Source organism: Marisediminicola sp. LYQ134, from assembly GCF_046599635.1.
GTDB lineage: Bacteria > Actinomycetota > Actinomycetes > Actinomycetales > Microbacteriaceae > Marisediminicola.
The window spans coordinates 146,547-165,297 of record NZ_JBKIWP010000002.1 but is presented as its reverse complement, the minus strand read 5'-3'; the positions used below and the strand labels follow the sequence as shown (position 1 = coordinate 165,297).

General features: G+C 67.7%; 16 protein-coding genes and 3 tRNA genes. 10 read left to right on the top strand and 9 right to left on the bottom strand.

All coding sequences use genetic code 11. The features are described 5' to 3' along the window. Window positions 1-6: 6 nt before the first annotated feature. Window positions 7-1,125, bottom strand: a complete 1,119-nt coding sequence (locus ACLHIH_RS09230) for a diacylglycerol/lipid kinase family protein (protein WP_411316500.1) — start codon at window positions 1,123-1,125, stop codon at window positions 7-9. Window positions 1,126-1,164: 39 nt separating this feature from the next. On the opposite strand from ACLHIH_RS09230, the gene serS reads away from it, so the two are divergent. From serS to ACLHIH_RS09210, 4 genes are all read left to right on the top strand, one after another. Next, window positions 1,165-2,430 (top strand): serine--tRNA ligase, encoded by a 1,266-nt coding sequence (serS, locus tag ACLHIH_RS09225; protein ID WP_411316499.1) that lies wholly within the window; start codon window positions 1,165-1,167, stop codon window positions 2,428-2,430. Then, window positions 2,427-3,239 carry an HAD family hydrolase gene (locus ACLHIH_RS09220; protein WP_411316498.1) on the top strand — a complete coding sequence of 271 codons (813 nt, stop codon included), beginning with the start codon at window positions 2,427-2,429 and terminating at the stop codon, window positions 3,237-3,239. Before serS ends, ACLHIH_RS09220 begins: the two co-directional genes overlap by 4 nt. A gap of 44 nt (window positions 3,240-3,283) precedes the next feature. Further along, window positions 3,284-3,371: transfer RNA gene (locus ACLHIH_RS09215), tRNA-Ser, on the top strand. A gap of 75 nt (window positions 3,372-3,446) precedes the next feature. After that, window positions 3,447-3,536: transfer RNA gene (locus ACLHIH_RS09210), tRNA-Ser, on the top strand. A 66-nt stretch (window positions 3,537-3,602) separates the two neighbouring features. On the opposite strand, the gene ACLHIH_RS09205 is transcribed toward ACLHIH_RS09210, so the two are convergent. Beyond that, window positions 3,603-3,863 carry a hypothetical protein gene (locus ACLHIH_RS09205; RefSeq protein ID WP_411316497.1) on the bottom strand — a complete coding sequence of 87 codons (261 nt, stop codon included), beginning with the start codon at window positions 3,861-3,863 and terminating at the stop codon, window positions 3,603-3,605. A 241-nt stretch (window positions 3,864-4,104) separates the two neighbouring features. On the opposite strand from ACLHIH_RS09205, the gene ACLHIH_RS09200 reads away from it, so the two are divergent. Then, window positions 4,105-4,177: transfer RNA gene (locus ACLHIH_RS09200), tRNA-Arg, on the top strand. 193 nt (window positions 4,178-4,370) lie between these two features. Here the strand turns inward: ACLHIH_RS09200 and ACLHIH_RS09195 are convergent. Further along, window positions 4,371-5,090, bottom strand: coding sequence for an SDR family oxidoreductase (locus ACLHIH_RS09195; RefSeq protein ID WP_411316496.1), 720 nt, complete (start codon window positions 5,088-5,090; stop codon window positions 4,371-4,373). 75 nt (window positions 5,091-5,165) lie between these two features. Between ACLHIH_RS09195 and ACLHIH_RS09190 the strand changes: the two genes are divergently transcribed. Continuing rightward, complete coding sequence (locus ACLHIH_RS09190; RefSeq protein ID WP_411316495.1) at window positions 5,166-5,810, top strand: TetR/AcrR family transcriptional regulator; 645 nt, start codon at window positions 5,166-5,168, stop codon at window positions 5,808-5,810. On the opposite strand, the gene ACLHIH_RS09185 is transcribed toward ACLHIH_RS09190, so the two are convergent. The 3 genes from ACLHIH_RS09185 to ACLHIH_RS09175 all read right to left on the bottom strand — a co-directional run bounded on the left by ACLHIH_RS09185 (window position 5,766) and on the right by ACLHIH_RS09175 (window position 8,210). Then, window positions 5,766-6,038: an Atu4866 domain-containing protein gene (locus ACLHIH_RS09185; protein ID WP_411316494.1), complete on the bottom strand. Its 273-nt coding sequence runs from the start codon at window positions 6,036-6,038 to the stop codon at window positions 5,766-5,768. The genes ACLHIH_RS09190 and ACLHIH_RS09185 overlap by 45 nt on opposite strands. Beyond that, window positions 6,035-7,351 (bottom strand): amidohydrolase family protein, encoded by a 1,317-nt coding sequence (locus ACLHIH_RS09180; RefSeq protein WP_411316492.1) that lies wholly within the window; start codon window positions 7,349-7,351, stop codon window positions 6,035-6,037. The genes ACLHIH_RS09185 and ACLHIH_RS09180 overlap by 4 nt, the downstream gene beginning before the upstream one ends. A 94-nt stretch (window positions 7,352-7,445) precedes the next feature. Then, window positions 7,446-8,210: an Atu4866 domain-containing protein gene (locus ACLHIH_RS09175; protein ID WP_411316491.1), complete on the bottom strand. Its 765-nt coding sequence runs from the start codon at window positions 8,208-8,210 to the stop codon at window positions 7,446-7,448. A 144-nt stretch (window positions 8,211-8,354) separates the two neighbouring features. Between ACLHIH_RS09175 and ACLHIH_RS09170 the strand changes: the two genes are divergently transcribed. The 3 genes from ACLHIH_RS09170 (at window position 8,355) to ACLHIH_RS09160 (ending at window position 11,386) form a co-directional block, all read left to right on the top strand. Then, window positions 8,355-9,224, top strand: a complete 870-nt coding sequence (locus tag ACLHIH_RS09170; protein WP_411316490.1) for a helix-turn-helix domain-containing protein — start codon at window positions 8,355-8,357, stop codon at window positions 9,222-9,224. A 291-nt stretch (window positions 9,225-9,515) separates the two neighbouring features. Beyond that, complete coding sequence (locus tag ACLHIH_RS09165; RefSeq protein ID WP_411316489.1) at window positions 9,516-9,953, top strand: hypothetical protein; 438 nt, start codon at window positions 9,516-9,518, stop codon at window positions 9,951-9,953. Continuing rightward, window positions 9,950-11,386 (top strand): FtsX-like permease family protein, encoded by a 1,437-nt coding sequence (locus ACLHIH_RS09160; protein ID WP_411316488.1) that lies wholly within the window; start codon window positions 9,950-9,952, stop codon window positions 11,384-11,386. The genes ACLHIH_RS09165 and ACLHIH_RS09160 overlap by 4 nt, the downstream gene beginning before the upstream one ends. On the opposite strand, the gene ACLHIH_RS09155 is transcribed toward ACLHIH_RS09160, so the two are convergent. From ACLHIH_RS09155 to ACLHIH_RS09145, 3 genes are all read right to left on the bottom strand, one after another. Further along, window positions 11,352-12,308: a class C sortase gene (locus ACLHIH_RS09155; RefSeq protein ID WP_411316487.1), complete on the bottom strand. Its 957-nt coding sequence runs from the start codon at window positions 12,306-12,308 to the stop codon at window positions 11,352-11,354. The two genes, ACLHIH_RS09160 and ACLHIH_RS09155, sit on opposite strands and share 35 nt — an antisense overlap. Before the next feature lie 57 nt (window positions 12,309-12,365). Beyond that, window positions 12,366-13,865: a SpaH/EbpB family LPXTG-anchored major pilin gene (locus tag ACLHIH_RS09150; protein ID WP_411316486.1), complete on the bottom strand. Its 1,500-nt coding sequence runs from the start codon at window positions 13,863-13,865 to the stop codon at window positions 12,366-12,368. An 80-nt stretch (window positions 13,866-13,945) separates the two neighbouring features. Beyond that, window positions 13,946-18,034, bottom strand: coding sequence for a hypothetical protein (locus tag ACLHIH_RS09145; protein WP_411316485.1), 4,089 nt, complete (start codon window positions 18,032-18,034; stop codon window positions 13,946-13,948). Window positions 18,035-18,372: 338 nt separating this feature from the next. Here ACLHIH_RS09145 and ACLHIH_RS09140 point away from each other — a divergent pair, with 338 nt between their 5' ends. Further along, the gene (locus ACLHIH_RS09140) at window positions 18,373-18,750 is read left to right on the top strand and encodes a hypothetical protein (RefSeq protein WP_411316484.1); all 378 of its coding nucleotides are present in this window, start codon (window positions 18,373-18,375) and stop codon (window positions 18,748-18,750) included. Window position 18,751: the final 1 nt, after the last annotated feature.

Below are 18,751 nucleotides of genomic sequence, written 5' to 3'. Positions count from 1 at the left end.
CGCCGCTCAGGAGTCGGCGGGCACTTTGACGAGCAGGGCGAGGGGGTCGACGCTCGCTTTGAGCGCCACGAGCTCGCCGAACGCGTCGCCGTCGAGCTCGAACTCCTCGGCGCGACCCAGACGCACGACGAGGTCTTTGCCCTTGAGGTAGCGCAGGGTGCGCACCTCTTTCGTGAGGCTCATGATCTTGCGCCCCACCTGGCTGCGCCGCAGCACGCCGTTCTCCCACACGATCTTGACCCAGATCTGCACCCATCCGAAGAAGCCTTCGGGGCGCAGCGCGACGATGTCGAACTCGCCGTCGTCGACCGCGGCGTCGGGCAGCAGGAGGATGTTGCCCGGGAGCGACCCGCAATTGCCGATGAGCACCGTGTGCACGCGCACGGTGCGGTTTCCCTGGCCGTCGAGGTTGTAGCGGATGTTGAGGCGGTTGTTGCCTTTGAGCGACTTGCGGATCGCGTCGACGTAGGCGATCCACCCCACCCTCTTCTTGAGTTCGGGGTCGGTGTTGGCGATCATCTGGGCGTCGAGGCCGAGCCCCGCCATCACGAGGAAGATGAAGCGCTCGCGGCTCTCGTCGGGCCGCTGCACCTCGACGACACCGAGGTCGATCGGGCGGTCGCGACCCGTGAACGCCGTGCTGACCGACTTGTCGAGGTCGTCGAGAGTCAAGTGCAGGTTGCGTGCGAGGAGGTTTCCGGTTCCCGAGGGGAGGAGGCCGAGCGGAATCCGGGTTCCACGCAGCGCTTCGGCGACAGAACGCACGGTGCCGTCGCCTCCCGCCGCCATGACGACGTCGACGTCGTGCTCGAGGGCCTCGCGTGTCACGTGCTCGCCGGGGTCCTCGACGGATGTCTCGAACCACACGGTGCTCTGCCACCCGGCGGTCTTCTCCGCGGCCGCCACCGACGCCCGAAGCTTCGCGATGTTGACCTTGATCGGGTTGTAGACCACGGCGGCGCGCTTGTCGACGCTCGCGGGAGCATCCGCGTGAGCCTCGGTCTTCTTCGCGGCCTTCTCGGCGGCGATGCGGGTCGATCGCGAGTCGCTCGCTCGAGTCGCTTCGGCGGCCGCCGTGCGGGCCGGCTCGGCGGGGTGAGACGAGTCGTTCTCATGGCGGGACACGCGTAAATCGTATGCCACCCGCGAAGTAAGGTGGATGGCGTGATCGACCCGCAGCTTCTCCGCGAGAATCCCGATGTCGTGCGTGCCTCACAAGCGGCTCGGGGTGACTCGATCGACCTCGTCGACTCGGCCCTCGCCGCCGACGCCGCCCGCCGCGCGGCGATCAGTTCGTTCGAGACTCTCCGCGCCCAGCAGAACGCGTTCGGCAAGACCGTGGCCGCCGCACCGAAGGCAGAGAAGGCCGCGCTCGTCGCGCAAGCGCAAGCGCTCGCCGCCGAGGTGAAGGGCGCGAGTCAGGCCGCGACCGAAGCCGAGTCCGACTTCGCGGCGATCGTCGGGAGCATCGCCAACCCCATCATCGACGGCGTTCCGTCGGGGGGCGAAGAGGACTTCGCGCTCATCAAGACCGTCGGCGAGGTGCCGTCGTTCTCGTTCGAACCCCGCGACCATCTCGACCTCGGCGAACGCCTCGGGGCGATCGACATGGCTCGCGGAGCCAAGGTGTCGGGCGCTCGCTTCTCATTCCTCACCGGAATCGGTGCGCGACTCGAGATCGCCCTCATGAACATGGGTCTCGATCGCGCACTCGCCGGCGGGTTCATCCCCCTCATCACCCCCACGCTCGTGAAGCCCGAGATCATGCGGGGCACGGGGTTCCTCGGCGAGCACGCCGACGAGGTCTACCACTTGCCCGCCGACGACCTCTACCTCACCGGCACGAGCGAGGTCGCCCTCGCGGGTTTCCACGCCGACGAGATCCTCGACCTCGGTGCCGGCCCTCTGCGCTACGCGGGCTGGTCGACGTGCTACCGCCGTGAAGCGGGGTCGGGCGGCAAAGACACTCGGGGGATCATCCGGGTGCACCAGTTCAACAAGCTCGAGATGTTCGCCTACGTGCTTCCCGAGAACGCCGAGGCCGAGCACGAGAGACTCCTCGCCTTCCAGGAGGGGATGCTGCAGGATCTCGGTCTCAGCTACCGCGTGATCGACACCGCGGCGGGCGACCTCGGGTCGAGTGCGGCGCGCAAATACGACGTTGAAGCGTGGATCCCCACGCAGGGCAGCTATCGCGAGCTCACGAGCACGAGCAATTGCACGACGTATCAGGCGCGTCGGCTCGACATCCGGTATCGCACCGAGTCGGGCAAGACGGCGCCCGTCGCGACGCTCAACGGCACCCTCGCGACGACGCGCTGGCTCGTCGCCCTGCTCGAGACCCACCAGCGCGAAGACGGGTCGGTCGTCGTGCCTGAGGCGTTGCGCCCGTACCTCGGCGGCCTCGACGTGATCGAGCCCACCGCATGACCGTGGCGCCCGACGAGCGGTTGCTCATCGCCCTCGACATCGACGGAACGGTCATGCTCGAGAGCGGCGAGATCACGCCCGCCGTGATCGAGCAGGTTCACCGTATGCGTGACCTCGGTCACGAGATCATGCTCTCGACGGGGCGGTCGGTGTCGATGACGACCCCCGTGCTCGAGAGGCTCGACATCTCTCCGCAGTTCGTCGTGTGCTCGAACGGGGCGATCACCCTCGCGCGCGATCCCGACGCGCCGACGGGCTATTCGCGGCACCACGTCGAGACCTTCGATCCCTCTCGCGTGCTCACGACGGTGCGCGCGAGTCTCGAGAACGCGAGCTACGCGGTCGAAGACGACGACGGGCTCTACCGCTACGCCGGCCGCTTTCCCGACTCGACCCTGGGTGCCTCGAGCGTGCAAGTGGAGTTCGACGAACTGCTGCGTCACCAGGCCACGAGGGTCGTCGTGATCTCGCCCGAACACGACGTCGAGGAGTTTTTGTCGATCGTGGACAACATGGGCCTCCACCGCGTGAGTTACACGGTCGGGTGGACCGCGTGGCTCGACATCGCTCCCGACGGCGTCAACAAGGCGACGGCGATGGAACGGGTGCGCACCGAGCTCGCGATCGACCGCTCGCGCGTGATCGCGATCGGCGACGGTCGCAACGACATCGACATGCTCGCGTGGGCGTCGGAGCACGGCCGCGGTATCGCGATGGGTCAGGCCCCCGACGATGTGCGAGCGGTCGCCAACGGTTCCACGTCGACCGACCTCGACGACGGGGTCGCGCTCGTGCTCTCGAGTCTCTGAGGCGATCGAGTGATCATCGGCTAAGCTCGCCCCGCAGGAAATCTGGAGGGCTGTCCGAGCGGCCGATGGAGCCAGTCTTGAAAACTGGTGATGTGAAAGCATTCGTGGGTTCGAATCCCACGCCCTCCGCCATCGGCTGGTCGCCGGGACGAGATGTTCCGTGAACTGGTGTCGAGCGCGAGGCGGCTATGATGGTTCGAGCAACTGGGAGACGTCGCATAGTTCGGCCTAGTGCACCACCCTGCTAAGGTGGAGAGCCCTCTAAGGGCTCCGTGGGTTCAAATCCCACCGTCTCCGCACAAGACACTCCGCTGTCGATCACCGAATCACTCGAGGTCCCTGACTTCAGGCGCTCGACCGCCGCTAGTTGATGCAGTTGCAGACGAGCCTGCGCCAGTCGGTGTTCCTCGCGGTGAGACCACGTTTCGTGGCGAGATAGAACGCGCCGTCCTGCTCCACGACTTCGGCGACGGTCACCGTCACTTTGTGTTCGACATCGGCCACGCGCCAGCGCGTCGCTGACAGCGCTTCGATGCGGTGCTGGCCGTCGGGGTTCCAGAAGAGCACCGCAGCGCCTTCGCCGCGAGGCAGTTCGATATCGGTGAGTGTGGGTCGGGCATTCATGCTGCGTTCCTATGGCCGGGGAACGGGACTGCGGCCACCCCCCGTGGCCCGTGCATCCATTCGTCTTTCGAGTGTCATCGGTGGTGAGCGAGCGCGCAACGCCCCCGAATTGGGGCACTCCGTTCCGTCACAGTACGCGCACTTTCGGCGTTCGACCCTGGCAGAGCTCATCAGCGGGAGCGTGCGAGTGGCACGCCCGCGCGCTGGTATAGTCTCTAAGTCGGCTTTCGGGCCGAAGGATGCGCCCGTAGCTCAGCGGATAGAGCAATTGACTACGGATCAATAGGCCGGGGGTTCAAATCCCTCCGGGCGCACGACGAGATGACCCCGTGAACTTCGTGTTCACGGGGTTTTTCGTTGTTCGAATGGGTCGAGTCCCACGGAAGCCCCACACGTGTTTTTGCTTGCTCCTCATTCATGAGCAGTGGAGCCGCTGGAAGCCTGCTGTGCCGGCCGCGAGTATGTCGAGCCGCAGGGACCGTGCGGTAAGCGTCGTTGGATGACTGCCTACCGGGTGCCGCCGTACTCTGCGGGCACCAGGTCCATGCGGGCTTCGCCGGTCCTGATCAGGCGGAGGATCGCGTCCGCAACCTGTTCCGGTGAGTCGAAGTCGGCGCCCGCTGTCATCTCCTCGGCGTCGGCTCGACCCGCCCGGATGGAGGCGAGGAACTCAGTACTAGTGGCGAAGGGGATCAGGGTGGACACGGTGATTCCTGACCCGTCGAGCTCACGGCGACTGATCGCCGAAAGGCGTTCGAGAGCGATCTTGGTGGCGACGTACGCGCCGGTGCCGGGGATGTCCGCGAAGGTCGTCCCTGAGCTGACGTTGATAATTCTCCCGGAGTGCTGGTGCCGCATCGCCGGGAGCACGGCTTGCATCATTGCGAGCGGCGCAACGAGATTCAGTTCGAGCAATGCGCGAAAGTCATCCAGCGCCACCTGTTCCGTCATGGCCTGCAGGCCTTGGCCAGCATTGTTCACGAGCACGTCGATGCGTTCGAAGGCGTCGAGAGTCGCGCGCACGAGCGATTGAACCTGTACCTGGTCGGTGACGTCGCATCGCACTGCGACGGCCCGGTCCAGCTCACTCGCCAGCGCCGAGATGCGGTCCTCTCGTCGGGCAGCGAGGACAACACGTGCCCCCGCCCGCGATGCGGCTCGTGCGGTGGCGGCTCCGATACCGGATGACGCTCCCGTGATCACAACCACTGAGTCTGTGATGTCCACTTCTTCTCCTGTCGACGGGTGCCGTGCGGCACGTGCAGCACATTACGCTACTGAGTCGTATCGTAATAGCGGGAGATGACATACTCTCGTGAGGTGAAGACACCCAGCACAGCTCGACCCGACGCTCAAGGTCGAGGGAGCGGCCGACCATTCGACCACTCCGGAGACACCTCGATCCTGGCGAGTGCTCTCGAGCTGCTGGCGGAACGTGACTACGAACGTCTCACCGTGGATGAGGTCGCCGCTCGTACAGGCAGGGCCAAGACGACGCTGTACCGGAGATGGCCGACGAAGGAAGAACTCGTCCTAGCCGCTATCCGTTCTGCCGGGCAACCCCCCGAAGTCGAAGCTCTCCCGGATCTCGGTTCTCTCCGATCGAACCTCCTGGCGGTTGTCGATTCTCCGTGGCTCGGCGGGCCGGACAGGCGGTTGGCGATCTTCGCCGGGCTCGCCTCGGCCACGCGCACGTCGGAGCGGCTTGCCGGCGTCATTCGATCCGGGATCACCGAACCCTATGTCGAGGTCTACCGGCGCCTACTGTTCCGCGCGATTGACACCGGGGAGGTTGCCCCGGCGTTCGTCGCCAGCATCCCCACTCTGGCCGAGGTGATACCGGCCATGAGCACACACCGCCTGCACACCCACCCAGCCCCCGTCGAGCGGGCGTTCTTCGTCTCAGTGGTCGACGATGTCGTCCTCGCCGCCCTGGGTTCGAGGTGACTGGCGGAACATCACCATCCCCGCATGGAACAGCACATCGTCGCGAAACTCCCCGTCGGCCGAGAAGCCAGTGTCGTCGCGGTAGTAGATCATCGTGCCCTCGACCCGGTAATCGCCGGTGTACGCGGCTTCCCGGCTGCCGCGCGCCTCGGAGTAGCGGCCATCGGGTAGCAGCCGTTGCCGGATATTTCCGTCGGCGGTGACCCAGAGTCCGGCGAAGGGGTTCACTGCCCGGCCGCCCGGCGGGTGATGTCGTCACGAGACCGTATGACGACGTCGCGGAGCTCGTCGATGTCGTCACCGACCAGCGCTCCACCCCACTTGCGGGGGTTTCCCGCGACGAGAACGGTGTCGATGTTTCGCGGGTCGGTTCCCAGCACGAGCGTGCCGACCGCGTCGTTGAGGGGCATGTTGTTGATGTCGTCGGCGCGCACGATGAGGATGTCCGCGTCCTTGCCCGGGGTCACCGACCCGGTTACATGGTCGAGGGCGTTGGCCTTCGCGCCCTGAAGCGTCGCGAAGTCGAGCACATCCCGGGTGGTGATGCGGCTCGGCAGGCGAGTGCTGCCATACGCGCCGTTCGTGGCGCGCATGCGTTGGATCGCGTGCAGGGTTCTCATCTGGGTGAACATGTCGCTGGCCAGGGCAACTTCCACGTCGATGCTGAGGGCGGGGCGGATTCCGGCTGCGAGCGCCTCGTCGACCGCGGGAATCGCGGTTTCGAGGCCAATCTGGGCATCGGATGTGGGGGCGAGCGACACCGATACGCCAGCATGACCCATCGCTGCCCACGCATCAGGCGTGAGACCGGTGGAGTGGACGAGGGTCAGGGTGGGGTCGAGGATGCCCTCTTCCGCCCAGCGCACGATCGCCTCCGACGAGGGGACGCCGAAAACCGCGTCGATGCTCGTCCATATCCCGAGGTCACGGGCGAGGGCGGCGAGACCGGGGCCGTAGGCAATCGCCGGGCCCGCAATCTCGTCGGTCGACAGCGCAGCCAGACGAACGCTCACCAGCCCGTCGTTCGCGCCCTGGAACGCATCGACCATCCGTTCCAGGTCGGCCGGCCACTGGTGATCCCATTCCCCGAAGTGCGGGCCCATTGACGCGTGAATGCCGCGGATTCCGGTGTCGATGAGGGCAGAGATGGCCGCATCCGAGTGCGCTGTAGTACGAGAGTTGTGCGAGAAGTCCAGCATGCTGGTGATGCCGGAGTCCAGCGCGGTGAGCGCCGCGAGGCGTGTGCCGACGTACATGTCGTGTGGTGTGTAGCTCGGGGCGATGCCCGCGAGTGTGGACGTGACATAGTCACCGAGGTCATTCACATCGGGGATGCTGCGACGCAGTTGGCTTTCCCATGCGTGCCGGTGAGTGTCGACGAAGCCCGGGCTCACGATGGAACCTCGTGTGTCGATGACTAGGGCGGATGCTGCGACAGCTCCGTGTTCGCGGTCGGAACGCAGATCGGCACCGACAGCGACTATCCGGGTCCCGATGATGAGCACGTCGCCGGAGTCCATATCGGGCACGTCCGGATCCATCGTGACGACGGCTCCGCCCGACAACAGGATGGGGCGAGCGTGCAGGTGCGCCTGGGTGACGTCGTCGAGGGTGTGGTGGTGGGTGGTGGGCACGTCAGTGTCCTTCCTTCGCGGGGGATGTGGGGGCGGTGGCGCGACGGAAGGTGTAGCCCGCGTGCTGCAGGACGCCATCGACGAACTCTCCGAAGGCCCAGAAGCCGAGGTCGTCGCGGTAATCGATCCGAGTGCCCGTGATCCAGAAGTCGCCCTGGTAGGCATGCTCGCGCCCACCTCGAGTCTCGTCATACCGGCCATCGCCGGTCAGGTGCTGGTGCACGAAGTCGTTCTCGTCGATCCATGTGCCGAGCCGCTGCGGATCGATCTCGGCGTCGCGGGCGTTCGTTCCCTCAACGGATCCGCCAACGGCCGAGCCGTCCCAGCGGGTGACGACACCGTCGACCACGAGAACCGGCACAGGGCACTGCGCATCAAGTAGACGCAGTGCGGTGTCGGCGCTGGTCTCGTCAGAAAGCGCGGGGATGAGCGCGAATGTGGCGGGGTTACCGGGCGCGATCGCGAAGGGGCTACGAAAACCGTCGTCCCGGAGTCCCGCCCGCTGTGCCGCGTCGATCGCGGCGGGCACGAGGACGTAACCGTCGCAGTCGATCACGATCGCGCCATCATCGTCCGCCGCGCTGAGAAGACCGGGCCCGATTCCGACAACCCGCGATCCGCCGAGCAGCACGTCTGCCCGGGCGAAGTCACCGATGAGGGAGTCTCCCGTGACGATTCGGGCATCGCCGAACAGGAGCGGTTGCTGTCGGTCAGTGTGCTGATGGGTGATGGCCCGGAGAAGCTCCGGGGTGAATGGGGAGGTCATGAGGCGTCCAAACTGCAAGGTCCACGTCGGCGGGTTCGCCGGCATCATCCAGCGTCGCCGCGCAGCGGATCCGGGAACAGGCCGCGATATGCCGGGGTGCACTGCGCCCTGTCTTGTGACCAATTGGGCAGCTACGGTCGAAGAATGGGCAGCACCGAACTGGGCATCTTTCTTGCGTCGCGGCGGGGACACGTCACGCCCGACGATGTCGGGCTGACCTCTCGCCCCGGGCGGCGAGTGTCGGGCCTCCGCCGCGAGGAGGTCGCGATGCTTGCGGGAGTGAGCGTCGACTACTACGCGCGCCTCGAGCAGGGCAGGGAGCGGAATCCGTCGCCCTCGGTGTTGAACGCCATTGCCGGCGCATTAAATCTCGACGCGGACCTCAGCGAACACGTCTTCCGACTGGCCGATCTGGCCCCCGCCGAGCGTCAGCCCGTGCGCGACTCCCTAGACCCATCCCTGTGGGGCCTCCTGGCATCCTGGGCCCACACTCCCGCGCTGATCATCAACAGGCAGCTCGACATCCTCGCCCACAACGACATCGCTGCAGCCCTGTACTCCGACTTCGCGCGTGTGGACAACATCGTGCGGATGACGTTCACCGATCCCGCCGGTCGGGATTTCTTCGCGGACTGGGCGCGGGCCTCCGAGGCCTGCGTGGCGAATCTTCGACTCGCCTTCGGCCACCCGAGAAGCCATGAGAACGCCGCCGCGCTGGTCGCAGAGATGCATGCAGCCAGCGCGGAATTCCGCCTGCTGTGGGGTCGGCACAGTGTGCGTGGCAAGACCAGCGAGGCGAAGGCCTTCCATCATCGGGCCGTTGGTGATCTGGTTCTCGGGTTCAACGCGTTCGACGTTCGCGGCTCACCCGGACAGCAGCTCATCGTCTACCAGGCCGTCGCCGGAACGTCGAGTCACGACAAGCTCCGACTTCTGGGAGCGCTGGCCGCAACGAATGTAGACGACCACCCAACATCGGGTCGGCGCCATGAGATCAAACGGATGCCGATCTAGAAGGTCGCATAAACCACGGGATAACAAGCCTCCACGCCCGTAAGCCATCAGGCACAGCCTGAACGCACCCCGGTGGTCGCGAGTGACCGAACGTCCGGGCTTCTCGTGCAGGTCGCCCTTCGCCTTCAGTCGCGCTTCAGGGCTCACCTCCCTCCGGGCACACCACCGAGACAAGACCCCGCGAGATCATCCGCGGGGTCTTTTTTCGTCTCTCCCACGTCATCCTCACGGGCGACGCCCGCCACCCTGCCGGCGGATGCTTCCCGGGCTCCCGGAATCCACCATGGAGATATGAAATCCAATCGAATCGCCCTCGCCAGCCTCGTTCTCACCGTGCCCGTCGTTCTCACGCTCTCCGGATGCTCGGCCTTCAATGAGGTCGTCTACCGGGAGGCCTCGTCGGAGTACGCCGACGCGCCTGCCCTGAACGCGGAGTGGGACGGCGACGCACCCTGGGTGCCCCGTGATGCCACCGATATCCGCGTCGCGCAATCGACGAGGGCGGCCGACGCGACGATCCTTCTGTCGAGCGGCCTCGAGCTCGACCCCGAGCTGTGCGCGGAGGTTCCGCGCCAGTCATCGCCCACCATGAGCGTCGACGACGCCCCCGACGTGTTCGCGATGGACACCGTGTTCGCGTGCGGGGAGTGGACGGTCGGCCAGACGCCCACCGGATGGCTCGGGTGGACCCCCGCGCATCCCGACGAGACCGAGCAGTCCCCGTCATGACCGCGCGGAACGCCGCAGCGTGGTGGCGGGAGAGAGGGGTGATCCCGAGCATCCTCGTCGCCGCGATCTCGAGCGGCTACGGAGTGGTGCTGCTCGTCGCGACCCAGTACATCGGTGCGCTTCTCGCGGCAGACCCCTACGTCGGCGGCACGCAGACCCTCGCGATGGTCACGAGCATTCTGTCGTCGCTTCTCATCGGGGTCGCGATGTTCTCCGCGGGAATCGTCACGACGAACACCTTCTCCGCGATCGTCGCGGGGAGAGCCCGCGAGATCGCCCTCCAGAGGGTGCTCGGGTCGAGTGCGCGACGCCAGCGCTCGGTCGTGTCGATGCTGGGCCTGCGTGTCGGAGCGCTGGGAGGCGCGGTGGGCGCCGTCGTCGGAGCCGCTGTCGCGGCGGCTGCCGTGAGCCTGCTCCCGCGGCTCGTCGGACTGCCCGCCGTCGAACTCCGATGGCTCGACGTCTCGCTTCTCGCGCCCCCGGTGGCTGTCGTGCTGACGACGTGGGCGGCTGCCCACATCGGGTCGCGCCGCGTTCTCACGGTGTCGCCCATGCAGGCGCTCGGCGGCTCGGTCGAGGCGTCGACCGAGCAGATCTCCGCCCGCCGCGGACGACACGCGGTCGCCATCGCGCTCCTCGTCATCGGGTCTCTCGGCATCGCCGGCGGAATCGTCGTCGGTCTCAGCTCGCCCGTCGGCGTCGTCCTCGCGTTCTTCGGCGGCCTCGTCTCGTTCGTCGGCATCGCGCTCGCCGCACCGCTCGTGATGCCCCCGCTGCTTCGTCTCGCGGGAGCGACCGCGGGCGCATCCGCACCGGGGAGACTGGCTGTGCAGAACTATCGGCGCTACCCCGAGCGCTCCTCGCGCGCCGCCGTGGGCATCACGATCGGGGTGACCCTCGTGACGATGTTCGTCGTGGGGGCGGAGTCGACGCGGGCCGTGCTCACCGCGACCGGAGGGGGCACCCTCCCCCCGGAGATGGCCGCGACCCTCGACACGTTCACCATCACGATGGTGAGTCTCGTGGCGGTGACCGGCATCGTAGCGGGGGTGGGGGTCGCCAACCTCCTGGCCCTGAGCGTCGCCGAACGACGCGCCGAGCTCGGCTTGCTGCGCACCCTCGGGCTCAGCGCGCGAGGGGTCTCGCGCATGATCTCGTGGGAGGCGCTGCACGTGACGGCCGCCGGCGTCGTCTCGGGCCTCGCCCTCGGCACGTTCTACGGGTGGGCGGGGGCGCAGTCGCTGCTCGGCAGTGTTCGCGTCGACATCACCGACACGAGCCCGGTGTCCACCTTCGTGTGGCCGGCTGTTCCGCCTGTGCCCCTTCTTCTCATCGTGGTCGCGACGGTCGTCGTGACCACTCTCGCCTCGGTCGCGCCGACACGGAGCGGATTCCGGGTCACGCCGGTGGAAGCGATTCGGGCGAGCGTGTAGAGAGGATGGGCTCCGCGGGCTCCGTTGCCGCTGTCGGCGTCACGCGCGGTGGTCGGCCGGAGATCCAGACGTAGGTGCCCGCGACGAGGATGGCCCCTCCGGCGCCGAACATCCACCACGGAAAGCCGGGGACATCGGGCGAGTCGCCCGCCGCGTCGAGGTCGGCCTGCGGGGTCGGCCGAATGCGTTCGGCCGTGACGAGGATGCGGTGGCTGTTGATTCCGAGGGGCGTGCACGTGACGAGGGTCATGAGGTCTTTGCCCGGCTGCACGAGCAGGCTCTCGGTGTCTTCGGGTTCGACGACGAGGGTCTCCCGCACCTGGTAGGCGAGCACCTCTCCGAAGACCTCGACCGTGAAGGTGTCCCCGACGTCGACTCGATCGAGGTTGCTGAAGAGTTCGGATGTCGCGAGCCCTCGGTGCGCGGTGAGCACGGAGTGGGTCGACGGCCCGCCGACGGGAAGCGCGGTGCCCTCGAGGTGGCCAACACCTCGCTCGAGCACTGCCTCGCTCGTGCCGTGGTAGATCGGCAGGTCGACGCCGATCGCCGGGATCTTCACGCGGGCCATGAGGCCCTCGCTGTCTCCGCGGAGCAGGGATCCGTACTGCTCCTCATCCTCCCCCTGGGGATCGTTGGCGAGGGGGAGCCGCTCGTTGGCGGCGACGGCCGCACCCGCGCCGCTGAGGTTCTGGTTGTAGTCGTGAGCCTCGGCGACGCGCTCGCGCAGGGTCTCGGCGCCGAGGTCGGTGATGCCCTCGGTGAGGCTGTCGATCTCGCGGGACTGCTCGACCGAACTGAACCACGCCGCGATCGCGGGGTAGAGCAAGAGCCCCACCCCCGCGAGGATGAGCGTCGCGATCGCGAGGGCGACGACCGACAACCGCCAGCGCGATCGCCGTCGGATGTCTCGCCTCGACACCACGGGCGAAGGCGGAGCACCCGGGGGGCGCCCCGCCTTCACCTCAAGCACGGTGCTCGATCACGCAGCCTCGTGTGCCAGGGCTGCGCGGCGACGCGACGCGACCATCGCCGAACCGAGGGCGAGCGCGAGGAGCGCTCCGCCACCGAGGCTGAACCACAGCGCTCCGTCTCCACCTGTGAGGGGCAGAGCGAAGGCCGGAACCTGGTCGTGCGCGAACTGCACGTAGTTCTGCACCGGGTCGACGACCGAGCTCGGGCCGGCCACGACCTGGGTCTGCACCTGTGCGGGCAGAGGCAACTGGAATCCCGCGGGCGGAGTGATCTCGCGGACGTAGTAGTTGCCGGGCGTGATGATCGGGATCTCCACGTAGCCGTCGGCGCCCGTCGTCCAGTTCTGGATGCCGTCGATCGACACGGGGTTCTGGCCGAGTGTCGCATCGTTCTGGTTGAGGAAGACCTGGTAGACCGCACCGGCGAGTGGCGTGCGGTTGGCCCCCTGGCCCTGGTAGGCGAACACGGTGAGCTGACCGATCGGCGTGCTGCCGGTGACCGTCTCGGTCGCGTCGTTCACGATGCTCGTCGCCGAGTTCGTGATGATGCCGTTGGATGGGATCGTCAGCGCGCGGCTGAGCACGGTGAGCGTGACCTCGCCTCCCTGCAACCCTGTCAAGCGCGTGAGGCCCGCCGGGGTGAAGGTGACCGTCACGTTCTGAGAGTCCGCGTCATACGCGAGCGTGTAATCGGTGCCGTCGACGAACGACTGCGGCAGATTGGCGGCGTTGCGCACGGTGACGCTCGTGGGGGCGACTCCGGCCGGTCCGGTCGGCAGGTATTCCAGCTCATCAGGCAGTGCATCGGTGAGCGAGAACGTGCTTAGGGTGTCTCCTGCCGCGAGTGTAGGAATGTCCGACGTGATCGCCCAGCGGATGAGGTCGGGGTTCCGTGCCTCGACGGTGTTCGGCAGTGCCGGCACGCGCGTCTTCGTGAGGTCGGTGACCGCGTTCTTGGGGTAGACGTGGACGTCGTAGATCCACTGGTTCGCGGGCGCGCCCGTCGGGCCCGTGGGGAACGGCAGAGTCACGAGGAAGGGCGCCGCCGGGTTCGTGGCACCCTCGGGCAGCACGGTTTCCGTCACGAGGTAGAGACCGATCGGCAGTGAGGCGCCGTCTTCGAATTCGGCCACTCCGTCGGTCCCGGTGGTCGCCGTGTAGGTGTCGTCGAGAGTGACTCGCGTCGCCGCGCTCTGCGGGGTCAGGTTCGAGACCTGGGTCCACCCCTCCGGCGTCGTGAGGTCGACACCCTGAACGAGCGCCGCGGTGAAGGTCGCGCCCGCGAGCGGGGTGCCCGGAACGGAGATCTCCTGACCGGTTCCGATCTGCTGACCGTTCTCGGGGCCGAGTGCGAACTTGTGGATGGTGAGAGTGCGGTCGATCGCCGGGTTGATGTTACCCGGCAGGGTCACCGCCTGTGCCGGTGCGATGGCGACGAACGCCGCCGCAGCACTCAGCGCGAGAACGCCGACTGCAGCGGAGACCCGCCGAATGATGGTGCTGGACATGGTTTTTCTCCTTGGTTGTGATGAGGAAGTGCTGATCAATTTGTGGTTATGGAAAGTCGTTATGAAGAGGCGGGTGCGTGTCACCGGAAGGCGCCTCGCATCCTTCGACGCGAGTGCCACCAGACGAGGCCGAGTGCTGCGGTGAGCACCACTCCACCCCCGATGAGATACGCGTCGGCACTCGCACCGCCGGTGAGGGGCAGTGTCGTGGGCGCCACGGGGGCATTGACGAAGCGGTAGACCGCCGTCTGTCCCGCCGCGGGAGCGGTGATGGTCCGCGAGGTGACCGTGGTCCACGTCGACCCGGTCAGGCGCTCGAGACGCAGTTCTTGGTAGGCGATCAGACGGGTCGGATCCGTCGCGGCCTCCGTGAGCGTGTAGTTGTGCCCGGGCCGCACCTCGAAGGTGTTCGACGGGTTGCCCGATGCGGAGTACTCCGCCCCGATCCGGTTCTCGGTCGGGAGCGTTCCTCCCGAGACGGGCCCGGGGGTCGCGGTGAGGCGCCAGTCCGACACCTGGAATCCGGTGCGCGGCTGCACCACCTGCTTCACGAGCGTGATGGAGGCCGTGGAGTTCGTGACCGTGCAGGTCACCGTGGCCCCCGCGGGCGGGGTGATGTCTCCGGCAGCCGACACGGCGACGGTGCCGCCCGTGGCGGTGCGGCACTGCCACGACCCGGTCTGCACGTAGGTGAGCGGGCCGCCGGACTCCGAGAGTCGGTAGGTCGCGCCGGGCGTCACCGGCACGCCGGACGCCGCGGCGGTTCCGGATCGGCCCGACGGTCCGGGGAGGGCCCCGGTCGGACCGGTCGCCGTGAGCGTCCAGTCCGAGGGCAGAGCGGAGCCGAAGGCCACACTCTTGACGAGGGTGAGCGAGCTCGTCGGCCGGTTCACGAAAGTGCACTCGACCGCCGACGCCGATGCGATGCCGGTGAGGCTCGCGCTCACGAGGGTGCCCGATTGCGTGAAGGTGACCGCACGGGCGGTGCCGTTGACCGTGCACGAGCCGCTCACGAAAGCGAAGCCCGTCTGCTGCACCTCCGAGACCGTGACGGTCGCGCGTGCCGCTTCGGATCCGAAGAGCACCGACCAGGTGGCCTGGCCCGCGGCGTTCGTCTGCTGTCTCGGCGCCTCACTCGGGAGCACCGTCGCCGTGCCGACGGTCGCGGTCGCCGACGTGCCCACCGTCCAGTCCGCGCCGGGTCGCGTGAGCCCCGAGAACTCTTGGATGGTCTTCGTGATCCGCACCGTCGACGCCGGTCGAGGCGAGTTGAAGTAGGTGCAGTTGACGTTGACGCTGAGCCTGTTGGGCAGGGTGACGGTTCCGGTCGTCGTCGTGCCCGTGCTCAATCGCACTCCGTCGGCCCAGCACTCGTAGATCGTCGTGTACACACTGATGGGCGACGTGGAGCCCGCCGCCATCGCCTCGGAGATCGTCACGGTGGTCCCGATCGGAACGGGGAAGGGGCCGACTTGCGCCGCCTGTCTTCCGGGAGCGGCCCCGGTCGTCGTCGCGGTGGCGATCGGTGTCGCGGGCGATCCGACCGATGCCGTGAGCTGGAACTGGTCCGCGGCGACCTGACGGCCGACCACGTTCTTCTGCAGGGTGACCGTCGCGGGCGACGAGCACCCCGCGAGGTCGACGGAGTCGACGAGCACGCGGGGAGTGCCGCTCACCCGGGTCCACGTGGTCGCGTCGAACTCGTAGGCGCTTCCGGCGTTCGCGAGATAGACGGTCCCCCGCGGGGAGAACGCGATTCCGTTGACGTTGGCGAACGCCACATCCGTTCCCGTGATCGCCCTCGCGATCGACGTGTTCACTGCGAGGGTGCCGCCGGATGCCGCGGCGAGCGTCTCGGCCGTGACCGTGTAGATCGCCGCACCGCTCACCCCGTTGACCGTGCCCGCGCCGACGACGTAGAGGTTGCCCCGAGCGTCGAACGCCATGTCGCCGTTGCCGTTGGGCGCGGCTCCCGTGGCGAACGAGCCGACGAAGGCGAAGCGTGACGCGACGGGGTTCGCCTCGGTGAAGCTCCAGACGTAGAAGCGCGAGTCGATGAAGCTGCCGAAGAGGTAGCGTCCGCCCGCGAGGTCGACCGCGCCGGCGACGATACTGCCCGAGATGGGGCCGCCGTTCGCGACGGTCGCGTATGAGCTGTTCGCGATCGTCTGGAAGCCCCCGTCCGGAGTCATCTTGAGGATGGAGTTGACGCCGGTTCCGTTGGCTGCGCGATCGACCGCGTAGGCGATCGTTCCCCCGGCGCCGATACCGAGGGCGTTCGCCGACGACGTGACAGGCCAGGTGCCGACCGTCGCCGTTGCCCCCGAGACGATGTCGCCCTGCTGGAGTGCGCCCGCGAGGGTCAGGGAGTAGAAGTGGTTGGTGTCGCAGAAGAGGCGAGGGGCCTGTGCGGTGTTGGTGAAGGTGCACACGACCTCGGCACCCACCTCGTTGGGAATGGTGATCGAGCCGGAGGCTCCCGAGCCCGAGGCGATCACCGTGTCTGCCCTCGTGCACTCGTAGCCGTTCGCGTATCCGAGGCCCGCGCCGACCGATTGCGCTTCATGGATCGTGTAGACCGAGCCGGGCTGCACGACGTAGCGACTGATCTGCGCGGCCTGGATGCCCGTCGCGGTTCCGGTCGTCGTGGCCGACGCGAGCACCGTCGTTCCCGATCGCAGCGAGAGGGTGAACTGGTCGCCCGCAGCCGTGCGCACCGGGAGGTTCTTGCGCAGCGTGATGGTCGTGGCCGGCGCGACCGTGACCGATGCGGGGGGCGAGACGACGAGGCCCGACGCCGTGACCGTTCCGCTCGTGTAGGTGCCCGCAGCGGCGGCCACGACGTCGAGCGTGACGGTGCACGAGGCGGACCCCGCGGCGAGGTCTCCACCCGCCACCGTGACCGCCGATGACCCCGCCGCGGCGGTCACGGCGAAGGCTGCCCCCGCGAAGTTGACACACGACCCCGCCACGCCGGGGGTCGGGGCGACGACGAGTCCCGACGGCAGTGCCGTGGAGAAGCCCCAGTCGTTCTTGGCGATGAGGTCGCTCGAGTTGGTGATCGTGTAGGTGAGAGTCGTGGGAACGGTCGCGGTCGCCTCATCGAACGTGACGTCGAGGGCCGGCGTCACGTCGAGCACGCGGATGTTGTCGACACCGAAGGCGCTGCCCGCGCCCGTCACCGAGTTGAGGAGCTGCACCTGGGCGCCGGCGACCTGAGCGGGCGTGAGCAGCGCGGAGTTCGTGCCCGTGTAGGTCGCCGCGCGAACGGAGGCCGAGAGAGCCGGGTCACGGAGCAGGTTCGCCGCCTGCGGAGGCGACGTGTAGAAGACGCTTCCGGTCGCCGCACACGGCACCACGGGAGTCGCGAAACCGTTCAGGAGCGTCGCCCCGCCCGCCACCAGGTTGAGGGCGAGGGACGCGTTGTTGGTGCCGCACTGCGCGCCGGCCGCGTTCATCCTCACGGCGTAATACCGCGAGGCGGGCGCGCTCACGCCGATTCCAGCGGCGGATTGCGCGACGACCGTTCCGCCCGCGACTGCGGCGTAGGGATCGTTCGTGAGTGCGTGATTGGCCTGTGTTCCCGACGCTCCGGCCGTGGAGCCGTTCGCGGGGGAGCCCGCCGCGGTCGAACCGGCGACTCCCGCCTCCACTTGGCCGAGGACATCGGCCATGCGTCGAGTCTCCCGTGCGGCGAGGGTCGATTGCACGGGGAAGAACGTCTGGGTCGGGCAGAACGCCGCGTTCGGATAGGGCGCCACGAAGTTCACGAGGACGCCCGTGCAGTTGGGGCCGTTCCGCCATCCGGTCGAGCCGGTGTAGCGACTCGACGCGTAGGTGGCGATTCCCGACGCCGAGTTGCCGAGCCCCTGTTCGAAGGTCTCGACCCACACTTCGCGGGGCGCCTCCGGCACTCCGGCGGCGAGGATGCCGACTCGGTTCTCGGCGGTAGCGGCGGGCGAAGAGTCCGACGCCGGCGCGGTCGATGACGCGGTCGACGACACGGAAGATGACGCGGGAGCGGCCGCTTCGGCTGCGGTCGGGCCGAGGCCCCATCCCCACACGCCCGCGAGAAGCGACGCGACGGTCACGGTCACGAGCACGCCGAAACCGCGGCTCGCGACCGAACGGTCGGGCCTCGGAACGTGGCGGTGCAGCGTGGTTAGCAACTCGGGTCTGTTTCTGGCTCGTCAATGAATCGGCAGACGACCACGAGCACAGCAACACGAATGTCACGACGACGGCGGAGTCCCCCGAACTCCTCGGTGTCGGCGTCCCCCCCTGAGCACGCTGACTTCTTGAACCTAGGGCAGAAGCCGCGCGCGGTATCTACTGAATTCGCTCGGCGTGATTTCTCAGTAGTCGACGCGAATAGCACCAGTAGTCGAAGTCGCACATCGGCGACGAGGCAATCCCCTCGTCACGGTGAGGATCGATGACGCGCGCGTGTGATGCTGGTGGCCGACGCGCAACGGGCGCGTCGCATTGGGCATGCGAGAGGTGAACTGTGGTCTCTTCACACCACGGCGACCCCGGGTCGCCTTCTGAACCGCGCTGGGGTGACGTGGCGGCGGCGGCCGTCCTCCTCGTGCTTCAGGGCCTGTTCGCGTGGCTCGTGGTGCTCGGGTCAGCGCTCATGAGCATGTCGTACGGCGCGTGTTACGGCGATGACGACCCGTGCGACTACGCTCTCGGAACCCTCGCGAACGAGCTCGTGCTCGGAGGGGGCATCGTCTTCTTCGTCATCGCTCTCGTGGTGTCGATCGTCCGGTGGTGGCGGGGGCGGCTCAGTTGGTGGGTGCCGCTGCTGGGGATGGCGGCCACAGCGTGCCTCCTCGTCGTCTCCGGCATCCTTATCGAGATCGGCACGGCCGACGCCCCCTGAT